Below are 21,488 nucleotides of genomic sequence, written 5' to 3'. Positions count from 1 at the left end.
TGTCTCCCCGTGGTGATGATGGTGGTGGAACTACGCGAGGCGCAGCGAGCGTCCGTGGCCGCCGGCTTCGAAGGCGAAAAGGTCGTCCAGGTGCGCATGCGCGACGACTGCGGTGCCCGTTGCTGCACCGTGGTTGCCCGCGGCGACCAGCACGACCTGCGTCTTCGCGTCGCCGCGCACGGTGCAGTTCAGGACGCTCTCGGTGCCGAGGTATTCGCACACGCCCACGTCCAGCGGCAGCACCAGCGCATCGCGCTCCGGCTCGCCGAAACGCAGCGACTGTGGCCGGACGCCGACCACGACGGGCTGGCCGGTCAGGCGGCCGGCGGCCGCGTGCATCGATGCGGGCACCGGGCAGCGAAACGTCTCGCCGATGAACTGCAGGCCGGCATCGCCGCCGACCACCCGCGCATCCAGGAAGTTCATCGACGGACTGCCGATGAAGCCGGCGACGAACTGGTTCAGCGGCTGGTTGAACACCTCGTCGGGCGAACCCATCTGCTGGATTCGGCCCTGGTCCATCACGACGATGCGGTCGGCGAGCGTCATGGCCTCAACCTGGTCGTGCGTCACGTAGACCGTGGTCTTGCCCAGGCGCCGGTGCAGCATCGCGATCTCGATGCGCATCTGGCCGCGCAGCTTGGCGTCGAGGTTGGACAGCGGCTCGTCGAACAGGAACACCTTGGGTTCGCGCACGATCGCCCGGCCCATCGCCACGCGCTGGCGCTGTCCGCCCGACAGCTCCTTGGGCTTGCGCTGCAGCAGGTGCGTGATGCTCAGCACGTTGGCCGCGGCCTGCACCCGCTCTTCGATCTCCGCGCGCGGCACGCGGGCCAGATCGAGCGCGAAGCTCATGTTCTGCGCCACGTTCATGTGCGGGTACAGCGCGTAGTTCTGGAACACCATCGCGATGTCCCGGTCGGCCGGCGTGGCGCGCGTGACGTCGCGGCCCTCGATCACGATGCTGCCCGCCGAAGGCGCTTCGAGGCCCGCGATCATGCGCAGCGTGGTCGACTTGCCGCAGCCCGACGCGCCGACCAGCACGATGAACTCGCCGGCTTCGGCCGAGAGATCGATCTCGGCCACGACCGGCACGTCGCCGAAGCGCTTGGCAATGCCGCGAAGCTCCAGGTAGCCCATGGTTAGCGCCCCCCCATGGTGGCCGCAGCGGATGCCTGCGAGGGCTCGGGGCTGTCGAAGGTCAACTCGATCAGCAAGCCGACCGGATCGGTCAGGAAGATCTGGTGCAGCGGCGCGCCCGGCACCGGCGCCTCAGACCAGTCGACCCCCTGCGCACGGAGGTGAGCCCGTGCGGATTCGAGGCCGCGGGTGCGCAAGGACACATGGTTGAACTTGCCGGTCGGCAAGGCCGGCAGGACCGCCGGCTCGCCCGCGGGCTCGTTGCCGGCCAGGTGGATGACCGGGTTTTCGCCCGCGTACATCCAGGCGCCCGGAAACGGAAAGTCGGGCCTTGGCCCCTCGCGCAAACCGACCACGCGACCATAGAAGTCTTTCAGCGCAGGCATGCGTTCGGGGCTCACGCGCAGCGTGAAATGGTCGAGATGAAGAACTTCCAAACCGCCTCCTGACGTTCAAGTAGTCAGGTCATCATACAAATCAGCCCCTGGTACGGAATCCGTACTAACCCGGCGAGCCTTTGCGGGCCGCTCAGCGCGGCGTGATGGAATCCACGTCGCGCACGAGATCGCGCGCGAGCGCGGCGCCCTCCTGCTGCCAGAAGGCGGGTGCGGCCTGCTCGATGCGGCGGATGGCGTTGTCCATGTGCTCGCGCGCCGCCAGCCGCGCCGCGGGGCCGTCGCCGGCCTCGATCGCCAGGACGATCTGCCGGTGCTCCTCGCGCACCTCGCGTGCAAAGTCGGCGCGGCGCGCTTCGTTGGCGCGGGTCACGCGCGTGGCGCCCTGCAGGAAGCGCCCAAGGTACTGCAGAGTGTCGAGCAGGAAGGGGTTGCGTGCCGCTTCGGCCACGCAGCGATGAAAGGCCACGTCCTCGCGCACGCCGTCGCCGCCGGCGGCGACGGCCTTCTCGATCGCGGCCACGGCCTGGCGGATGCGGCGCACGTCGTCGCGGGTGCGCCGCAGCGCCGCGAGCTCGGCCACCTCGGCTTCCATCGCGCGGCGCGCCTCGGCGATCTGGATCACGGCTTCCTTCGAGCCCGCATCGCGGCCTTCGAAGTTCAACGGCGGAATGCCTGCTTCGCGCACATAGACGCCGCTGCCCTGGCGCGAATCGACCATGCCGAGCGACTTGAGGCGCGACACGGCTTCGCGCACGACGGTGCGGCTGACGGAAAACTGCTCGGCCAGCGCGACTTCCGTCGGCAGCTTGTCGCCCGCGACCAGTCGGCCCGATCCGATCTCGGAGGCCAGCGCATCGGCGACCTGGTCCGACAGGCGCGCGCCGGGCGTCAGCGACTGGAATCGGCTTGCCATACAGTGGGGTGAAAATTCATCGTACAACTTTAGCCTATGTCTTTACATTTGCCACCCGATCTGACTGCGCTGCTGCGCGCGTGGGGCCCGCGCTGGCACCATGACATCGCGGCCGGCCGTGACGCCATGCTCGCGGCCTGGACCCCGCTGCTGGAGGCCGCGCCGCCCGCGCCGGGGCGCGTCGCGCGCGACGTGCCCTACGGCGACGACCCGCGGCAAGTGCTGGACGTGCATGCGCCGGAGCGCGCGCGCGATGCGCCGGTGCTGGTGTTCGTGCATGGCGGCGCCTTCGTGCGCGGCGACAAGCACATGACCCCGCAGGTCTATGCCAACGTGCCGACCGAATTTACGCGCTACGGCTTCGTTGCGGTCAACGTCGAGTACCGCCTCGCTCCGCAGGCCGCCTGGCCCGCTGGCGCGGAAGACGTGCGCGACGCGCTCGCGTGGGTTCAGCAGAACATCGGCCAATGGGGCGGCGACGCACGGCGCATCTTCCTGATGGGCCACTCGGCCGCCTGCGCGCACTGCGCTACGGCGGCCTGGGACGATGCGGTGCGGCCCGACGGCGGGCTACCGCTGGCCGGGCTGGTCCTGGTGAGCCCGCGCGTGACGGCCGACGTGCGGCCCGAGAACCCGAATGCGCACGGCGTGCGCGCGTATTACGGCGACGATGCATCGCGCTACGAAGAACGCTCACCCATGGGCCGCGTCCGGCGCGATGCGCCGCCCACCTTCGTCGCGGTCGCGCAGTACGAAAACCCGCTGCTGGACTTCCAGGCCTTCGAACTCGCCCACCGGCTTGCGCAGGCAACCGATGCGCTGGGTGCGCCGATGCCGCGCTTCGTGCAGGTCGCCGACCACAACCACATGAGCATCGTCACGCAGTTCGACACGCCGTACAACCAGCTCGGCGAGGACATTCGCGACTGGTGCGCGCGCGTCGAGCGCGGCGAGTTCAGCGCCCGGTAGGAGGCACCTTCAACCGAGCGCGTGCCGCGCCGCCTTGGCGATGTTCGCGGCATCCACCCCGAAGAAGCCGCGCAGCGCCGCGCGCGTGTCGCTGCGCCCGAACCCGTCGGTGCCGAGCGTGAGGTAGCGGCGCCCCTCGGGCAGGAAGGCGCGCACGCTCTCGGGCACGGCGCGCACGTAGTCGGTGGCGGCGATGATCGGGCCCTTGCCGGCGCCGAGCTGCTGCGCCACGAAGGGCGTGCCGGCCTCCTTTTCGCCCGCCATTGCGCGCTGCTCGCAGGCAAGCCCGTCGCGTGCCAGCTCGCTCCAGCTCGTGACGCTGAACACCTCAGCCTCGATGCCTTCTGCCGCCAGGAGCTCCGCGGCCTTGATCACCTCGGTGAGGATGGCGCCCGAGCCCATCAGCGTGACCTTGCCGCTGCTCTTCTTCGCCTTGCCCTTCGCGGGCGCATACGCAGCGAAGCGGTAGCACCCGCGCAGGATGTCGCCTTCCGCGCCCGCGGGCACGTCGGGCTGCGCGTAGTTCTCGTTCATGAGCGTGACGTAATAGAACACGTCCTGCTGCTCGACCATCATCTCGCGGATGCCGGCATCGACGATCACGGCCATCTCGCCGGCGAAGGCCGGGTCGTAGGCCTTGCAGTTGGGAATGGTCGCGGCCACGAGGTGGCTGCTGCCGTCCTGGTGCTGCAGGCCCTCGCCGCCGAGCGTGGTGCGGCCCGAGGTGGCGCCCAGCAGGAAGCCGCGCGCGCGCTGGTCGGCCGCGGCCCAGATGGCGTCGCCCACGCGCTGGAAGCCGAACATCGAGTAGTAGATGTAGAACGGCAGCATCGCGAGGCCGTGCACGCTGTAGCTCGTGGCCGCCGCGGTCCAGCTCGCGATGGCGCCGGCCTCGCTGATGCCTTCCTCGAGGATCTGGCCATCGGTGGCTTCGCGGTAGCTCAGCACCGAGCCGATGTCCTCGGGCGCATAGCGCTGGCCCACGCTCGAATAGATGCCGACCTGCTTGAACAGGTTGGCCATGCCGAAAGTGCGCGCCTCGTCGGCCACGATGGGCACGATGCGCGGGCCGAGCGCCTTGTCCTTCAGCAGGTTGCCAAGCAGCCGCACGAAGGCCATGGTGGTGCTCATCTCCTTGCCGGCGGCCGCGGTGGCGAACTGCGCGTAGCCCGCGATGTCGGGCTTGGGCACCACGTCGCAGGCGGTCTCGCGCCGCGGCATGGCACCGCCGAGCGCGGCCCGGCGCTGGCGCAGGTACTGCATCTCGGCGCTGTCTTCGGGTGGGCGGTAGAAGTCCATCGCGGTGGCCTGCGCATCGCTCAGCGGCAGGCTGAAGCGGTCGCGGAACTCGATGAGGTCGACGTCGCCCATCTTCTTGTGCGAGTGCGTGGTCATCTTGCCCTGCGCGGCGCTGCCCATGCCGTAGCCCTTCTTGGTGTGGGCAAGGATCACGGTGGGCCGGCCCTTGTGCGCGGCGGCTGCGGTGTAGGCGGCGTGGATCTTCACGAGGTCGTGGCCGCCGCGCTTCAAGCGGTCGATCTGCGCGTCGGTCATGCCCTGGGCCAGGCGCGCGAGCTCGGGGTTCTGGCCGAAGAAGTTGTCGCGGTTGAAGCGGCCGTCCTTGGCCGCGAAGGTCTGCATCTGGCCGTCCACCGTGCCGGCAAACGCGCGCGCGAGTGCCCCGCTCGCATCCTGCGCGAAGAGCCCGTCCCAGTCGCTGCCCCAGATGAGCTTGATGACGTTCCAGCCGGCGCCGGCAAAGAGCTTCTCGAGCTCGTCGATGATGCGGCCGTTGCCGCGCACCGGGCCGTCGAGGCGCTGCAGGTTGCAGTTGACGACCCACACGAGGTTGTCGAGCTTCTCGCGCGCGGCCAGCGTGAGGGCGCTCATCGATTCGGGCTCGTCCATTTCGCCGTCGCCGAACACGCCCCACACCTTTCGGCCCTCGCAGCCGAGCAGGTTGCGGTGCGTGAGGTAGCGCATGAAGCGCGCGTGGTAGATCGAGCTGATCGGCCCGATGCCCATCGAGCCGGTCGGAAACTGCCAGAAGTCGGGCATCAGATAGGGATGCGGATAGCTGCACAGGCCGCGCGCGCCGCTGCCGTCGGTGAACGCGGGCGCGGTGAGTTCCTGGCGGTAGTGCGCGAGGTCTTCTTCGCCGAGGCGGCCTTCTAGAAAGGCGCGGGCGTAGACGCCGGGCGCACTGTGCGGCTGGAAGAACACGAGGTCGCCGAGATGTTGCCCACCACGCGCATGGAAGAAGTGGTTGAAGCCGGTCTCGAACAGGTCGGCCGCGCTCGCGTAGCTCGCGATGTGGCCGCCGAGTTCGCCATACGCCTGGTTGGCCTTGGCCACCATGGCAAGCGCGTTCCAGCGCATCAGCGAGGCGAGCTTCTCCTCGATCGCGAGGTCGCCGGGAAAGGGCGGCTGGTCTTCCACGGCGATGGTGTTGACGTACGGCGTGGCCAGTTCGGGCTGCCAGCCGATGCGCTGCTGGCGCGCGAGCCGCGCCAGTTCGTCGAGCATCTGCCGCGCGCGCTGCGGGCCGTGGACCTGCGCGAGCGCTAGGAAGGACTCGCGCCATTCGGCGGTCTCGGTGGGGTCGGGGTCGTGCGAGAGCGTTTCGTCGAGGAGCAGCGCGCGCATCTGGTCGGCGGAAATCGGGGCGTTCATGCGAGCACTTTAGGCTGCATCGCGGCAAATTTGCTACCGCCACACGCAAGTCCTTGCCAACGTAGCGGCATAAAATTCTCCAGATACCCATATTTGCAGAATTTCATGCAACTCGACACCATCGACCTGCGTATCCTCGACGAACTGCAGCGCGACGGCGCGCTGTCGAACGTCGAGCTCGCGCGCCGCGTGCACCTGTCGCCGTCGCCCTGCCTCGCGCGCGTGAAGGCGCTCGAGGCCGCGGGCGTGATCGACCGCTATGTCGCGCTGGCCAATGCCAAGGCGCTGGGCCTCGGGCTCAACGTGTTCATCTCGATCAGTCTCACGACGCAGAGCAAGCAGTCGCTGGCCGACTTCGAGCAGCGCATCGCCGAGCACGACGAGGTGATGGAGTGCTACCTGATGACCGGCGACAGCGACTACCTGATCCGCATCGCGGTGGCCGACATGGCGGCGCTCGAGAAGTTCATCCTCGAGCAGCTCACGCCGATCCCGGGGATCGAGAAGATCCGCTCGAGCTTTGCCTTGAAGCAGGTCAGATACAAAACGGCGCTGCCGTTGCCGGTAGCGCCGTTGAAATAGAAAGAAGCCAGCCAGCCAGCCCGCAGGCTGGTGGTGCTGCTTACAGGCCGATCAGGCCGCCATCGTCCTTGGTGATGACCACGGTGGCCGAGCGCGGACGGGCGCTGCCGCCGTCGGGCCAGTGGCTGATGAACGGCGCCGTGAGGGAGCCGGTGCCTTCGCCCGGGTGCTGGATGTTCACGAATAGCGCGCGGCCATCGCCCGATTCGGCGATACCGGTGATTTCACAGTCGGCTGGGCCGACCAGGAAGCGGCGCAGGCCTTCGGTGCCCGGCGCCTTGCCGACGAAAGTGTTCTGCGTGCGCGTGGTGGCACCGTCGACGTTGGTGATCGCCTTCGCACCGCCGTCGCCCACCTCGCCCGGCAGCGCGGCGAGCAACATGCAGTTCGTGACGTCGGTGTAGGCGCCATCGTCGGTTTCCAGCCACAGCAGGCCGGGTGCGGCTTCGCTGAACCACAGTCCGTCGGGGCTCGAGAAGTCGTTGTCGTCGGTGAGCTGCGACAGGTTGACGTCAGCCGGTGCCGTGGCGCGCGCGCCGAACAGGTAGACGTCCCACTTGAAGCTCAGCGCGGCCGGGTCGGCGTTGTCGTCGGCAAAGCGCACGATGTGGCCGTTGGGGTTGCCCTTCTGGTCGCTGGCGCCCTTCTTGTCGTTGTAGAAGCGCGGGTTGGCCGCATCGGTCTTGTCGATCGGCCGCGCGCTGGCATTGGTGTTGGTCAGCGTCAGGTAGACGTCGCCGGTTTTCGGATTGACCGAGGCCCACTCGGGGCGGTCCATCTTGGTGGCGCCAGCGATGTCCGCCGCCAGGCGGGCATTGATCACCACGTCGGCCGCGTCGGCGAACGGGTAGGGCGCGCTCGCGGCGTGGATGCCGTTCACGCCGATCGCGAGTTCGAGCCAGACACCGGTTCCGTCGGCATGAAAGCGCGCGGCGTAGAGCTTGCCGTCGTCCATGTACTTGTCGCCGGCCGCGATGCCGCCGCCGACGTCGGCCGCGTCCCAGGCCTTGGTGGAGACGAACTTGTACATGTACTCGTTGCGCGAGTCGTCGCCCATGTACCAGACCAGCGGCTTGCCGACCACGACCGGGCCGAGGCAGGCGCCTTCGTGGCCGAAGCGGCCGAGCGCGGTGCGCTTCTTGGGCGTGCTCGACGGGTTGATCGGATCGATCTCGACCACCCAGCCGTAGGTGTTGTGGCCGTTGCGGTAGTCGTCGGTCGCGGAGGCGCCCTTCACCTCGGTGTTCCAGCGGCCGTAGAGGTCGTCGGCCGTGTCGGGCGTGACGGTGGCCCAGAGCTCGCGGCCGTTGCTCGCCACGCCGTAGCGGCTGAACGACGTGAGTTCCTTCGCCGTTCGCGCGGCATTGTCGTTTGCGGCGATGCGGCGGAAATAGCCGGCCCAGTTCTCTTCGCAGGTCAGGTACGTGCCCCACGGCGTGGTGCCGTTCGCACAGTTGTTGAGCGTGCCGCGCGTCTTGCTGCCGTCGCTCGAGTACTTGGTCTTCAGGTAGTCGGTCTTGGCGGCCGGGCCCGAGAAGTGCATCTCGGTGAGTGTGTGGATGCGGCGATTCAAGCGCGAATCCTGCTTGTAGTTCCAGCTGCTGCCGTTCTTGTTGACTTCGACCACGCTGACGCCATGCACGTAGAACTCGCGCAACACTTCGTCGGCGCTGGTGCGCACGGCCGCAGAGCCCGAGCCCGAGATGGTCTGGCCGGTCGGGTGCAGGAACAGCGGCGTGATCGCTTCGTGGTTCATCACGAGCAGGCCGCGCGAGGCGTTCTTGGCGTCCCACTTGTCCGATGCATCGATGCCGAAGAACGTCATGCCGTCGTGGTGGTCGCCGGCGCGGCGGTCGAAGGTGGCCGGATCGTCAGTGCCGTCGTTCTTGTAGGCAGGCACGCCGGGAGCGATCGGGTCGCCCAGGCGGTACAGCACGCTGGCCGTGTAGCCGGCGGGCACGGACACCACGTCGGCCAGGCTCTTTGCCACGGGGTTGAAATTCAGCTTCATCGGCGCCGGCGCAGGGCCGGGCGCCGGTGCGGGGGCGGGCGCCGGAGCAGGCGGGATGATCGGGAAAGCCACGCCGCCACCGCCGCTGCCGCCGCCGCACGCCTGGAGCAGCGCGGTACCGGCTGTGCCGACACCCAGCCCGAACAGGTGGCGGCGGCTCAGGCGCGACGCGACCAGGTCGGTAAAGGATGGGTTCGAGGTGGGGTTGGTGCCGATGTCATCGAGGTCGATGCCGTTGGCGTCGGTGCGATTGTTTGCGGTCATGCGCAATGCTTTCGTGGGTTGAAAAGAAACAACCCACGACGGTAGGCACTTCGTATGACGGCCAGATGAAAGCCTAGCTCCGTACAGCCCAACCGGCCCAACCCAGTACACCCGTTGAACCGGCTTTGCCGGGCCACCGGGTGCGCCGCCCAGTGGGAGGAGGCGCCGCAGGCGCTTCGGGGGGGTGTAGCAGGCTGCTGAAGTACCAGGCACGCGGAAGGCGACGGACTTCTGCCAAGGCCCGCATGCGCACCAAGTTGTAGGCGGCGGAGCCGACCCCTCCCTGGGCGTGGCGAGCCGCAAAGCAAGCAAGCGCAACAGCCGAGCAAGGCGACGCCGCTCGCTCAATCTGCTGCGACGCGCTTGTCCTCAGGAAATGGAACTGTCAGCGTTCAGGTCCGCGTGGCTCGGCCTGTTGCTCTTCCCTGATTTGATCGCTCGGCACATCGCCGCGTTCGACGCGCTCAGCCACTGTCTCACGCACGCGGGCCATGACGGCGGCCCGTTGCTTCTCGTTCAGTCCATCGGCCACGGCCCTCGCTTCGCAGGCTTGGACGTAGCCATAGGCCGGCGCAAGCTCTGGATGCTTCTGGGTGGCCTTCTCCGGGCTGTCCTGGCGGAAGGACTGCGCCCGGTCCAGGTTCAGCGGATCTTTCTCCGGATCTGCTCGCGATACGCTGGATCTGTGTCCATCCGCTTGGCGTGTTCGACCATCTTGCGGTGCAGTTCCCGCCTCCAAGCTGCGTGGCTCTCGTCCTGCTGCTTGGAGGTAGAAGCCGGCCGAGTAGCGGCCTGCTCGGTGGCCTGCGTCGAGTGCAGTGGAGAGTCTTGAATGAATGTCTTCACGAGTACCTTCCTTTTCCAGTTCACGAATGCTTTGCCATCCTTCATGTAGATTTCCGCATCCGGGGTTGTTGTCCAGCACCGATAAGTCAACTCGATCCCCAAACCGTTCTCTTATCTGACGCAACCCAGCGGGCAAGTTCCCCTGAATGTCGCCCATCACGCTGAGCGAAGCGCCCCGGCCGTTGTCCGGATCCAGATAGCGCATATTCGTGCGGTCCAAGGCCACCTCTGGCGCGACGTGGACCGCAACAATCTCAACCCAAAACCCGTTTCCTAGTGCCTGCTCGATCTTTTGCATGGTCGGCTCAGGCCGGCTCATCTGGCCTTCAAACACCACCGCTGCCGAGCCTTCTGCGACAGCACCCGCAACTGTCGATGACTTCCCAGCACCAGGAATGCCGGTGACAAACACCACAGAATCTCGGCCAGGCTCCGGCCCCTTGTCCACCATTCGGCGGAACTGCTCTGACGACAAAACGGCCGCCGCGTTGTGCACCGCCCCATTGAGAGCCGAGCGACTTTCGCGCGACTGCGCAAACCCCGGCATCTGCTCTTTGAAGCTGTCCGCGCAGACATAGCGGCCACCGTACGTATCTGGCCGCGCCGCATAGTCGGCCAGCACCGTCTCCGTGTGATTGGTGGCCAGGTCGATGGCTTTTGCCTCGGCCTCGACCTTGGCGGGATCAGTGAACCCCCTGAGCGCAATCTTTTCCATTCCCTATCGCTCAGAGTGCGGCAGGCCGCCATGGACTCTGCCCTGATCCCCGCTTGCAAGTGCCACTACAGATAGCTTTTTCTTTTTCAATTTCCACCCCTTGAACCATAGCGAATCAAGCATAGCGCCGAAGGCACCGATGTCGATGAGGTGCGGCGTACAAAGTTGCCTGTTCATGGTTCTGTCCTGACAGGCTGCTGAAGTACCAAGGCATGCGGACGGAGCCCAGCGCATTGAAGACGGCCTTCTTGTGATTTCAGGGTGCGCCCATCGTCCAGCACGGACAACTGGTCAACCTTCTTGATGCCGCGCACCATCACCTGCCGGACAGGCCGACGGACTTGGCCCAGCCCGCACCCGAATGCGGCACAGCGGATGGTCGGCGAGTGAGGTATTTCAGCTGCGTGCTAGGGAACCGGCGTCTGGCGCGGCCACAGCGCCCAGAGGCGCAGCGGCTGGTTCATGCTTGCGGCGAAGCGCCCGGCGTCGGGACCGGTGCCCGCGAAATAGTCGGCGCGCACCGCACCGACGATGGCGCTGCCGGTGTCCTGCGCCACCACCAGCTTCTGCAACTGGGCGGCCGGGCCGCTGGAGGCCAGCCAGACCGGCGTGCCGTAGGGAATGCTCTCGCGGTCGACCGCGATCGAACGCCCCGCGGTGAGCGGCACGCCCTGCGCGCCGCGCGGCCCGAAGGCGGCGTCGAGCTCGTTCAGCGCCTCTTCGCGGAAGAACACGTAGCGCGGATTGCTCCACAGCAGCTGCGTCAGGCGCTGCGGGTTCTGCGCCGCCCAGGCCTTGGTGTCGTCGGGCCAGCGGCCGACCTTCGTTACGCCTTGCGACATCAGCCATTGCTGCACGCTGCGATAGGGCTGTTCGTTGGTGGCCGCGTACGCCACGCGCACGGTGCGCTGCACGCCACCGGGCTCGGTGATGCGCAGCCGGCCGGAGCCCTGGATGTGCAGCATCAGCGCGTCGATCGGGTCGGCCATCCAGGCGATCTCGCGGCCGCGCAGCGCGACCTGGGCGTTGGGCAGGGTGTCGATCTCCTGCCGGGTGTACCAGGGACGGCGCGGCACCAGGCCCTCGGGCGCCCGATAGATCGGCACGTTGAAGGTGGCGGTCGGCACGCGCGAGGCCTCGTACACCGGCTCGTAGTAGCTCGTGAGCTTGCCTTCGCTCGCGCCGGCCAGCGACTCCACGCGGTAGGGCTGGAGCCGCTCAGTCATCCAGCGGCGCTGCTCCTCCGGCGTGGCAATGGCAAGCTCGCGCACTTCGCGGCACAGCGGCGCGAAGGCCGCATTGGGCCGCGCGCAGTTGGCGAGCAGCGCAATCCAGGCCTCGTGCAGCGGATCGTCGCTGAAGCCCGGCAGCTCCGACCAGCCGACCGGCACCCACCGGCTCTTGGGGTGCGCCATCGAGCCGGTGAGCGGGCCGAGGTCTCGCGGGGGCGTGACGACGACAGGTGGGGCCACCGGCGTATCGGGCGCGCGCGGGCTGACGGAACAGCCTGCGATCGTTGCTACGATTGCAAGTCCCGACAGCCACTGGAGTCTTTTTTTCATGGGTTTGATTTTGCTCGAAGCCCTTCTGGCCGGGCTCGTGCTCATCCTGATCGTCTGGTGGACCATGTTCTCGGGCCGGAAAAAGGGCGAACTGCACGACGAGGACGGCACCGCCGACGACAAGGCGCCCGACGAACGGAAGCCGCCGCATCAAATGTGAATTTCTTCTGTAGCCGCAGACCGCGGCGGAATGTCGGAGATTCGCTCTATCGCTATTACTTTAGTAGCAATCATCGCAGTATTCATGGGGTTCTTGCAATGGTTTTCTACTTTCAAGCAATTCTGGAAGGCCGTACCATCGCATGCTTGCCGAGGCTAAGCTGTGTCCCGCCTGATTCAACCTTGAAAGGGATCACCATGAAAAAGTTCGTACTCGCCACCTCCGCCGCCGCCCTCGTCCTCTCCGGATGTGCCGGCATGTCCGACACGCAGCGCAACACCGGCATCGGCGCCGGCATTGGTGCGCTCGGCGGCGCGGCCATCGGCTCCGCCACCGGCGGCAACCGCGGCGCGATCGGAACCGGTGCCGCAGTCGGAGCCGCCGCCGGCGCGCTCGGCGGCTACCTGTGGTCGCAGCGCATGGAAAACCAGAAGCGCCAGATGGAAGCCGCCACGCAGGGCACCGGCGTGGCCGTGACCCAGACGCCGAACAACGAGCTCAAGCTCGCCATCCCGAGCGACGTGTCCTTCGACGTGGGCCGCTCCAACATCAAGTCGAACTTCGCACCGGTGCTCGACCAGTTCGCGAGCGGCCTGCGCGGCAACCCGAACGCCGAGGTGCGCATCATCGGCCACACCGACAGCACCGGCTCCGACGCGATCAACAACCCGCTGTCGGTCGACCGTGCTGCAAGCACGCGCGATTACCTCGTGGCACGCGGCGTGAGTGCCGCCGCGTTCCGCATCGAGGGACGCGGCTCGCACGAACCGGTGGCCAGCAACAACACCGAAGCCGGCCGGGCGCAGAACCGCCGCGTCGAGATCTACGTGGGCGAGCGCGCGCCGCGGGGTTGATCGAACGGTAACCTGGCACAGTCAAAATAAAAAGCCGGCCGGGCGGAGCGGCCGGCGCTCCATTGCCATCGTTTCAATGCTCACAAAGAGGGAAAACTCATGAGGAAGTTTGTTGTTTCGGGTGCGGCTGCGGCCGCATTGTTCGTTGCGGGCTGTGCTTCGCAGCAGTCGACGGCACCAGGCCAGGCCGCCGCACCGGCGGACGGGCAGGCCACCACCGCCGCGCCAGCCAACAGCTGGACCGCGCGCCTGGAGGCGCTCAAGGCCGAGCTGGAGGCTTCGACCAAGGGCACCGGCATGGTGATCGAGCAGACCACGGACAACCAGCTCCACCTGGTGATTCCGAATGAAATGTCCTTCGACGTGGGCCGCGCCAACGTGAAGCGCAATCTTGCCCAGGTCCTCGACAAGGTGGCCGAAGGCCTGCGCAGCGCCGCCGCCGCGAGCGTGCGCGTGGTCGGCCACACCGACAACACGGGCAGCGAAGAAGGCAACGAGCGCCTCTCGGTGAGCCGCGCCGACAGCGTGCGCAACCACCTCGTCGCGCGCGGCGTCTCGACCACCGCAGTGACGACCGACGGCCGCGGATCGCGCGAGCCGCTCGCCGACAACGCCACGCCGGCCGGCCGCGCACAGAACCGCCGCGTCGAGATCTTCGTCGCCGAGAAGAGCTGAACCTCCTGGCAGCCTGCTAGAGGTCCCTGAGGCGGTTGGCCAGCTCGACCGCCGACTTCACTTCCATCTTGTCGAACACGCGCGCGCGGTGGACCTCCACCGTGCGCACGCTGATCGCGAGCTGATCGGCAATCAGCTTGTTCGGCAGCCCTTCGACCACGAGCCGCATCACGTCGCGCTCGCGCTCGGTCAGTTCGGCGATGCGCTCGACAAGCCCGCGCCGGGCCTGCTGCCGTTCGAGTGCGCGCAGCGACGCCCCGAGCGCCTGTTCGATGCGGTCGACCAGCGCGTTGTCCGAGAACGGCTTTTCGCAGAAATCGAAGGCGCCGCGCTTCACCGCGTCGACCGCGGTCGGCACGTCGGCATGGCCGGTGAGAAAGATCACCGGCATCGCCGCGAGCAGCCCGCGCTCGGCCAGCCGGTCGAACAGCACCAGCCCGCTGGTGCCGGGCATGCGCACGTCGAGCAGCAGGCACAGCGGCTGCGCGGGCAGCGGGCCCTCGGCCAGCCGCTGCTCGAAGGCTTCGGCGCTCGCGAAGTGCTCGCTTTCGAGACGGCGCGAGCGCAGCAGCCAGGCCAGGGCCTCGCGCACGCTGGCGTCGTCGTCCACGATAAAGATCAATCCATCGATCAGCGGTTGCATATCCATTCCATGAACGGCCGTGTGCCGTTCTTCTTCATGTGCTCGGCAGGGTAAACCGGAACACCGTGCCCCGGGGCTGATTGGGCTCGAACATCAGCACGCCGCCATGCTGCTCGACCACGGTGCGGCACAGGCTGAGGCCGAGCCCCATGCCGTCCGCGCGGGTGGTGAAGAACGGCGTGAAGAGCCGGCCCGCCACGTCGTCGCTGATGCCGCAGCCGAAATCGGTGACCGAGAATTCGAGCCAGCGCCGCACGTCCTCGGCGCCCGAGGGACCGCCCACGGCCACCGCGCGCGCCACGCGCAGCCGCAGCAGCCGGCGGCCGCTGTCGGGCGCGTCCATGGCCTGCATCGCGTTGCGCGCGAGGTTGAGCAGCACCTGCTCGACCAGCGTACGGTCGCACATGACCGCAGGGAGCCGGTCCTCGAACACCACCTCGATGCTCACGCCGAGCTTGCGCGCCTGCAGCCGCACCAGCGGCAGCACCGCGTCGATCAGCGCCTGCGGCGCCACGGCCTCGCGCGTGCGGTCGCGCCGCCGCACGAAGTCGTGCACGCTGCGGATCACCTGGCCGGCACGGTCGGCCTGCTCGGCGATGCGGCGCACGGCCATCGCCACTTCGGCCTGCGGACCGCTCGCCTGCGGCCCGAGCATGTTGAGCGAGCCGGTGGCATAGCTGGCGATGGCCGCCAGCGGCTGCGTGAGCTCGTGGCTCAGCAGGGAGGCCATCTCGCCCACCGTGGCGAGCCGCGCGCTGGCCTGCAGGCGCTCCTGGCTGGCGCGCGAGAGCTCTTCGATGCGGCGCTGCTCGCTGATGTCGATGAAGGCGCTCATCCAGCCTGTCTGCACGCGCTGCGCGTTGATCAGCGGCGCCTCGAAGATCAGCACCGGAAAGCGCGTGCCGTCCTTGCGCATGAAGACCGATTCGAAGCCCTCGCGCGGCGGCATGCCGCCCGCGAGGCGCCGCACCTGCCGCTGCTGGTATTCGTGCGCCAGCTCCGTGGGCCAGTACGGCGCCTCGATCGACGCGCCGCTGCCGGCCATGAGTTCCTCGGGCGCGAAGCCGACCATCTCGCAGAAGGCCGGGTTGACGTAGGTGATGCGCCCCTGCAGGTCGCGCGCGCGCAGGCCGGTGATGACCGAGTCTTCCATGGCCTTGCGGAATGCGAGCGCGTCGGCAAGGTCGCGTTCGGCGCGCAGGCGCCGCCGCGTGTCGCGCGCGAGCAGCACCAGCACCGACACCAGCGCGATCGAGATCGCGGTGACCAGCCCCGTGAGCACGTTCGGGAACAGGTCGGGCGCCGCGCGCCAGCCATCGACGCGCAGCATCAGCGCATTGCCGGGCAGGTCGATGAGTTGCTGCGAAGTGAAGACGCGCGTGCCGGTGCGGCGCGAGGTGCCGAGCGCCGCCAGGCGCGTGCCGTCGGTTTCGGTGAAAGCCACTTCCTGGCCGCGCGTGAGCGCGGGGCCGACCAGCTCGATGAGCGTGTCGCGCAGCGAGTAGCTGGCCACGAGGAAGCCGCCGGCGTCCATCGGCACGCAGAGCTCCATCACCTCGATGCCGGCGCCGGCGAGCACCGGCACGTAGTGGCTCGGCGAATAGGCGGGCGCGCCGAGCTTGCGCGCGGCCGCGCAGGCCAGCGCCACGTCCGGCTGGCCGGCGCCGCGGCTCGCGTCGTCGATCAGCCGCGTTCGGTAGGGCGTATTGGCCGCGGCAAGCGGGCGCAGCGCCGCATCGCGCCATTCGAGCCGCAGCCACTCGCGGTGCTCGCGCAACAGCGCGGCCGCGGCCTCGGTCCAGTGCGCGCGGTCGATGCCCAGGGCCTGGGTGGCGCGCAGGCTCTGGCCATTGCGCTGCAGCCCGGTGCGCAGGTCGGCCACCGCATCGCTGGTGTCGCGGTCGAGCGCCGCCTGCACCTGCTCCACCTCGTGCCGCCCCGCGAGCCAGACCACGGTGACCAGCAGCGCCGACACCAGCACTGCCAGAATCAGCCAGAGGAACCAGCGCTGCCACAGCGAGCGCAGCCGCACGAAGGCGGAGGTCGCCCAGCGCGGCGGCGCGACGCTCAGGGCCTGCATCAGAGCACGCAGTGCGACAGCGCGGGCAACTGCGCGCGCATGCGTCCGGCCTGGCCGGCGTCGATGTCGAACAGCACCACGCCTTCGCCCTCGGCCTGCTGGGCCACCACCGAGCCCCAGGGATCGACCACCATCGACTGGCCCCAGGTCTGGCGGCCGTTCTCGTGCGTGCCGCCCTGCGCGGGGGCCACCACCCAGGCCAGGTTCTCGATGGCGCGGGCGCGCAGCAGCACTTCCCAGTGCGCGGCGCCCGTCGTGCGCGTGAACGCGCTCGGCACCAGCAGCAGGTCCGCGCCCTGGCGAGCGAGCGCGCGGTAGAGCTCGGGAAAGCGCAGGTCGTAGCAGACGCTCATGCCCACGCGCCAGCGGTGGCCGTCGCGCGAAGGCAGGTCGAACACCACGGGTTCGCTGCCCGGCGCGATGACACGGCGCTCGTCGTAGCGCTCGGCCCCGTTGTCGAAGTAGAAAAGATGGATCTTGTCGTAGCGCGCCACGCAGCGGCCCTCGGGCGAGTAGGCGAGCGAGCTGTTGAACACGTGCTCGGCTTCGGGGCTCTCGATGGGCAAGGTGCCGCCGACGATCCAGAGCCCGAACGTGCGTGCGGCATCGGCGAGGAAGTCCTGCACCGGGCCCGATCCGGCGGTCTCGCGCAGGCCGAGCTTGTCGGTGTCGCGTGCGCCCATCGTGCAGAAATATTCGGGCAGCACCGCGAGTTCGGCGCCGGCGGCCGCCGCCGCCGCAAGCAGCTCGTGGGCGCGCCCAAGGTTGGCTTCGCGGGTGATGGCCGAGACCATCTGGAGGGCTGCGACTTTCATGGTGAGGTCTCCATTCACTTGCCGCCGAGGCCCGGCGCCGGCAGCAGGCTCTGCGGCTCGGGAAAAATCGAGCGCGGCACCTTGGCGATCTTCGGGTCGGCCCAGGTGCCTTCGATGTGGAACTCCTGCGTAGCCGCTGCAGCGAGCGGCTTGCTGAGCACCCACTGCGCGAGGAAGGTGCCCAGGCCGATGGCCGGATTGATCGCCGTGGCCACCAGGGCGGCCGTGCCGGCATTGATCTCGGGCACTACCACCACGCGAAGGTCTTGCGTCTCGCGCACGATGTCGGCCGAGCCGTCCATCAGAGCCGCCGCATTGACGCCCTTCATCTGCAGGTTGTTGGTGCTGGCGATGCCGCTGCGGATGCGGGCGTCGCCGCGGATGAAGTCGAAGGCGAAGCCCTGGCTGAACACGTCGCGGAAATCGAGCGTGAGCCGCCGCGGCAGGGCCTGCAGGCTCAGCACGCCGAGCAGCTTGGCCAAGCCCGGATCGGCCTTGAGGAACTGGCCCGCGCCGACGTTGACCTGCAGCTGTCCGCCGAGGCTCGGGTAGTCGAGGGAGAACGGCGAACCGCGCCACTCGACCTCGCCTTCGAGCCGGCCGCTGCCGCGCCGCAGCACGCCGGGCATGCCGAAGCGCGTGAGCAGGTCGCCGGCGTCGGCGATCTCGAGCTTGAAGCTCATCGACGTGCGGCGCTGCTGCTCGCCACGCCCGGGCGTGGCGGCCCAGGTGCCCTTGGCCGAGAAGCTGGCCTCGGGCACCGTGAAGCTCAGCTTGTTGAGCAGCCACTCGCGGCCTGCGCCGCCGCGGTTGACGGCGTCGATCTCGGCGCGGCCGAGGCGCTTGCCGAGCAGTTCGAAGTCGTCGATCACGATGTCGAGCGCCGGCAGCGTGCCCGGCTGTTCATCGAGCAGGGTTTCGACCTGCTTCGCCTCGGTGGGCGCTATCTTGAGCCGCGCGAGCCGCGCATAGAGGCGCCCGGCCTGCGTGTGGCGGTACTCGGCATAGCCGCTGAGTTCGGTGGCGTCGATGTTGGCGCGCCAGAGCGCCCCGTCGCGCGTGCCGCCGAGCACCACATCGTGCAGCGTGCGGCCCGCGATACCGAGCTCCTTCGCCCGCACGGCGATGCGCGTGGGCAGGTAGCCCATCGACGCCTCTTCAGCGCCCGCCGTTTCGCCCGTGCCGCCGTTGCTGCTGCCGCCCGCGGCGGCCTGGCCGACCAGCGCCTGCCAGGCAGGCATGTCGAGCTTGGTCACATTGACGTTGGCGAGCACGCCGTTGTCCGGCACGCTCGCGGTCTCGCCCTCCGCCAGGCCGACGCCGATGCTGCCCCGCAGCACCCGCGGCTCGGCGCCGGAGATGTCGCGCACGTATTGCGCTTCGCCGATGCGACCGAGCGCCATCGAGAGCTGGTCCTGCAGGGGCACGGCCACACCGTTGCGCGTCTCGCGCTGCAGCACCTTCTTCTCGATGCGCAGCGGCATCGCCTCGTCGGCCGTCTTGACGAGCGGCGCAGGCAGGTCGAGCGCCAGACCCTGCAGCGTGCTGGTGAGCGAGAACTCGGGCACGTCGTCGCGCATCGAGAAAGTGGCCGCATAGGGCGTGCTGCCGCTGGCCTTGGCGGCGATGCGCGTGAGCCACTCGGCCTCGCGCGCGCCGCGCAGGCCTTCGGCCGACGCGGTGCCCTGCGCCTTCAGCGCCACCTCGCGGTTCGGCCCGGCGAAGCGGCCCCGGCCCTCGATGCGGATGTCGCCGCCCAGCAGCCGACCCTGCACGCCCGCGAGCGAGAAGCCGGTTTCGGTGAACCCGACCGCGCCCTTCAAGTCCGTGAACGACGGCGCCTCCGGAACGAGCTGCAGTTCGTTGCTGCCCGACAGCGCGATGCTGGCCTGCACCTTGGCCGCATCGAGCGCGGCGAGCGGGAGTTCTAGGCGCAGCCGGTAGTCGGCAGGGCCGGCGGCGCGGACGCGCGCCAGTGCCTCGCCGGTGTCGCCCCCGACCAGCGGCGCGCCCACGCGCAGCAGCTCGCCGAGCGGGCCCCGGGCCTGGGCGTCGACGCGCAAAAGCGAGGCATCGTGCGACATGTCGGCGATCTGCGCCTCGGCCCGGGTGATCTCGATGCCCGCGGTGCCGGCCAGCTTGCCGCGCGCATTGCGCACCAGCATGCCCGCGCGTTCGAACACCAGTTCGCCCGACACGCCGGTGAGCGCGGGCCACACGGGTTCAGGCGCGGCCGGGGCCGCGGGCCTGGTCGCCTTCGAGGCCGTGGCGGCCGCGAGCGCCGAGGCCGGCGGCACATAGGCGTAGTCGACGCCGGCGACCTTGGCCGCAATGCGGAACTCGCCCTGTTTCGGGTCCATGAAAGGCATGTCGTGCAGGTCGCCGCGCACGCGGAAATCGACGCTGCTCGCCACGCCCTTGGTGACGGCGCTGCGCACGTAGTCGCGCGTGTGCTGGGGAATGTCGAGCGGCAGGTAGCGGTACACCCGCGTGCCGTCGGCGCGCACCAGCTTGCCCTGGAGATCGAGCACGCCCGGATAGCGCGAGCGGCCGGCCGACACGGCCGGGTCGCTGGTGCGCCAACTGGCTTCGGCCTCGCCTTCGGCATCGGCATTGGCGAAGCGCAGCTTCGACACCTGCAACTGCGCGGCGCCCTTGTCGAGCTTCCACTGGAGCTGGGCCGAGAGCCGGTCGACCGGAACGACCGGTTCCTCGAACACGCCAGGAAATTCCAGCGTGCCCTGCGCGATGGCGAGCGCTGCGTTGCCGCCCGCCTGGGTGGCGTCGAACTCGAGCGTGGCGCCGCTCAGGCCGGGCGCGCCGGCGTTGGCGTGCGGGGCCGGGGCGGCGGTGCCCGCGGCTGGCGGAGGGCCGGCCTCGGCAGGTTGCGCGGCAACCCGCAGGCCGCTGATCCGGCCCTTGGCCTGGTAGCGCTCGGGCGCACCGAGCGAGCCCTGCCAGTTCAGCTCGATGCGCTCGACCAGCCCGCGCGGCGCGTAGGCGTCGAGCAACCGGTGCGTGGCTTCGCCCAGCGGCAGGCGGTCGGCAATCAGCGCAAGCGCTGCCAGGTCGAGCCGGTCGGCGCGCAGCGCGCCGTGCTCGGGCGTGGGCCCGCGCGCGGGCGAATGCTGCAGCCACAGGTTGCCGCCGGGCCAGCGCATGCCGTCGGCGGTGTCGAACTGCAGGGCCGCGGTCGAGAACTCGAGATGGTCTTCGCTGAGCTGGCCGGCGAGTCGCCCCGTGACCGAGCGCAGCACCAGCGGCTGCAGGCCGCGGCCCAGCGAGGCATCGACGCGGTGCAGGCCAAGGTCGGCGGCGCCGCCGACGATCTGGCCGTCCTTCACGTCGGCCCACATGCGCAGCGCGCCGTTGGCTTCGCGGATGCGCGCATCGATCGACACGTAGCGGCCCAGGCGGGTCACGTCCATGTATGGCAAGTCGGCGTAGATCTGCCCGTCCCAGGTCTGCCAACGGCCGGAGCGCACCGACAGCAGCGGCTGGCGAAACTGGCCGCGCAGCGTGAAACGCTCGCCCCAGCCAGCGGGCGGCGTGGCGTCGAGCCGCAGCGCGTGGCGCCGGCCGCCGTTGCGCGCGACGAAGCGCACGTCGCTCAGGAGCAGCGGCTCGGCTTGGCGCTGCTCGTCGGTCCAGCGCACCGTGCCGCCTTCGATCACGAGTTCGCGCTGGGCGAAAAACCAGTCGGCCGCACGGGTCTCTCCGGTGGTGTCGTTGGCCATGTGGAGGCCCGCCACGTGCAGTTTGCCCATCGCGTCGCGCCGCACGTCGATCTGCGGGCCCTCGATGTAGAGCTGCTCGAAGTTCAGGCGCCAGAGCGAACGCGGCGAAACGCTCGCAACGATCCGCACGAGGCGCAGGGCTTCTCGCTGCTGGGCATCATGGAGCACCACGTCGCGCAGTTCGAAGGCCGGAAAGAGGCTGTCGGACCGCGCGGTGATCGACCCGATGCGAACCGGTACCCCGATGGCCCTGCTGGCCTGGGCCTCGAGTGCGCCACGGTAATCGCCGATTCGCGGCACAATCCACGCGTGTAGGACAACCACTGTCAGCGCCAGCAGAAGCCATGCAGCGATCAGCAAACCCAGCAGCCAGCGCGCGGTCGCAGCGGTGATCTTGAGCAGACGTGAAGGGGGAGACGCCGTGTCGTTCATTGAGGATCGCGCTGTGTCC

17 protein-coding genes are annotated in these 21,488 nt (G+C 68.9%); 5 read left to right on the top strand and 12 right to left on the bottom strand.

Features of this window, described 5'->3' with window-relative positions; all coding sequences use genetic code 11:
* Positions 1-30 precede the first annotated feature (30 nt).
* From AC3A6J_RS15625 to AC3A6J_RS15615, 3 genes are all read right to left on the bottom strand, one after another.
* Positions 31-1,140, bottom strand: coding sequence for an ABC transporter ATP-binding protein (locus tag AC3A6J_RS15625; protein WP_487860877.1), 1,110 nt, complete (start codon positions 1,138-1,140; stop codon positions 31-33).
* A 2-nt stretch (positions 1,141-1,142) separates the two neighbouring features.
* On the bottom strand, positions 1,143-1,577 hold the full coding sequence (locus tag AC3A6J_RS15620) for a VOC family protein (RefSeq protein ID WP_487860876.1): 435 nt from the start codon (positions 1,575-1,577) through the stop codon (positions 1,143-1,145).
* Between the two features lie 91 nt (positions 1,578-1,668).
* Positions 1,669-2,451, bottom strand: a complete 783-nt coding sequence (locus tag AC3A6J_RS15615) for a FadR/GntR family transcriptional regulator (protein ID WP_487860875.1) — start codon at positions 2,449-2,451, stop codon at positions 1,669-1,671.
* 36 nt (positions 2,452-2,487) lie between these two features.
* Between AC3A6J_RS15615 and AC3A6J_RS15610 the strand changes: the two genes are divergently transcribed.
* Entirely contained in the window at positions 2,488-3,420 is a 933-nt protein-coding gene (locus tag AC3A6J_RS15610; protein WP_487860874.1) for an alpha/beta hydrolase, read from the top strand.
* A gap of 9 nt (positions 3,421-3,429) precedes the next feature.
* Here AC3A6J_RS15610 and mdeB read toward each other — a convergent pair whose 3' ends face one another.
* Complete coding sequence (gene mdeB, locus AC3A6J_RS15605) at positions 3,430-6,093, bottom strand: alpha-ketoglutarate dehydrogenase (protein ID WP_487860873.1); 2,664 nt, start codon at positions 6,091-6,093, stop codon at positions 3,430-3,432.
* A gap of 105 nt (positions 6,094-6,198) precedes the next feature.
* Here mdeB and AC3A6J_RS15600 point away from each other — a divergent pair, with 105 nt between their 5' ends.
* A complete protein-coding gene (locus AC3A6J_RS15600; protein ID WP_487860872.1) occupies positions 6,199-6,675 on the top strand; it encodes an Lrp/AsnC family transcriptional regulator in 477 nt (158 codons plus the stop codon).
* Between the two features lie 40 nt (positions 6,676-6,715).
* Here AC3A6J_RS15600 and AC3A6J_RS15595 read toward each other — a convergent pair whose 3' ends face one another.
* The 4 genes from AC3A6J_RS15595 to mltA form a co-directional block, all read right to left on the bottom strand.
* Positions 6,716-8,950 (bottom strand): PhoX family protein, encoded by a 2,235-nt coding sequence (locus AC3A6J_RS15595; RefSeq protein ID WP_487860871.1) that lies wholly within the window; start codon positions 8,948-8,950, stop codon positions 6,716-6,718.
* Positions 8,951-9,335: 385 nt separating this feature from the next.
* Positions 9,336-10,511, bottom strand: a complete 1,176-nt coding sequence (locus AC3A6J_RS15590; RefSeq protein ID WP_487860870.1) for a zeta toxin family protein — start codon at positions 10,509-10,511, stop codon at positions 9,336-9,338.
* A 3-nt stretch (positions 10,512-10,514) separates the two neighbouring features.
* The gene (locus AC3A6J_RS15585; protein WP_487860869.1) at positions 10,515-10,688 is read right to left on the bottom strand and encodes a hypothetical protein; all 174 of its coding nucleotides are present in this window, start codon (positions 10,686-10,688) and stop codon (positions 10,515-10,517) included.
* A 230-nt stretch (positions 10,689-10,918) separates the two neighbouring features.
* Entirely contained in the window at positions 10,919-12,073 is a 1,155-nt protein-coding gene (gene mltA / locus AC3A6J_RS15580) for a murein transglycosylase A (protein ID WP_487860868.1), read from the bottom strand.
* Between mltA and AC3A6J_RS15575 the strand changes: the two genes are divergently transcribed.
* The 3 genes from AC3A6J_RS15575 to AC3A6J_RS15565 all read left to right on the top strand — a co-directional run bounded on the left by AC3A6J_RS15575 (position 12,072) and on the right by AC3A6J_RS15565 (position 13,762).
* Positions 12,072-12,233, top strand: coding sequence for a hypothetical protein (locus AC3A6J_RS15575; RefSeq protein ID WP_487860867.1), 162 nt, complete (start codon positions 12,072-12,074; stop codon positions 12,231-12,233). The two genes, mltA and AC3A6J_RS15575, sit on opposite strands and share 2 nt — an antisense overlap.
* 197 nt (positions 12,234-12,430) lie before the next feature.
* Positions 12,431-13,087 (top strand): YiaD family glycine zipper/OmpA-like lipoprotein, encoded by a 657-nt coding sequence (locus AC3A6J_RS15570; RefSeq protein ID WP_487860866.1) that lies wholly within the window; start codon positions 12,431-12,433, stop codon positions 13,085-13,087.
* Between the two features lie 99 nt (positions 13,088-13,186).
* Positions 13,187-13,762, top strand: a complete 576-nt coding sequence (locus AC3A6J_RS15565) for an OmpA family protein (protein ID WP_487860865.1) — start codon at positions 13,187-13,189, stop codon at positions 13,760-13,762.
* A 16-nt stretch (positions 13,763-13,778) separates the two neighbouring features.
* Here AC3A6J_RS15565 and AC3A6J_RS15560 read toward each other — a convergent pair whose 3' ends face one another.
* Genes AC3A6J_RS15560 through AC3A6J_RS15545 form a run of 4 tightly spaced genes read right to left on the bottom strand, consistent with a single transcriptional unit; the run spans position 13,779 to position 21,469 of the window.
* Complete coding sequence (locus tag AC3A6J_RS15560) at positions 13,779-14,405, bottom strand: response regulator transcription factor (protein ID WP_487860864.1); 627 nt, start codon at positions 14,403-14,405, stop codon at positions 13,779-13,781.
* A 34-nt stretch (positions 14,406-14,439) separates the two neighbouring features.
* Positions 14,440-16,485, bottom strand: a complete 2,046-nt coding sequence (locus AC3A6J_RS15555) for a two-component system sensor histidine kinase NtrB (protein WP_487860863.1) — start codon at positions 16,483-16,485, stop codon at positions 14,440-14,442.
* Complete coding sequence (locus tag AC3A6J_RS15550) at positions 16,485-17,300, bottom strand: carbon-nitrogen hydrolase family protein (RefSeq protein WP_487860862.1); 816 nt, start codon at positions 17,298-17,300, stop codon at positions 16,485-16,487. The genes AC3A6J_RS15555 and AC3A6J_RS15550 overlap by 1 nt, the downstream gene beginning before the upstream one ends.
* A 14-nt stretch (positions 17,301-17,314) precedes the next feature.
* Positions 17,315-21,469, bottom strand: coding sequence for a YhdP family protein (locus tag AC3A6J_RS15545; RefSeq protein WP_487860861.1), 4,155 nt, complete (start codon positions 21,467-21,469; stop codon positions 17,315-17,317).
* Between the last annotated feature and the right edge of the window lie 19 nt (positions 21,470-21,488).

The sequence above is a fragment of the Variovorax sp. Soil_C_39 genome, from assembly GCF_057656815.1.
Note: the sequence above shows the minus strand (reverse complement) of the source record. Positions and strands in the feature narration are given on the sequence as shown.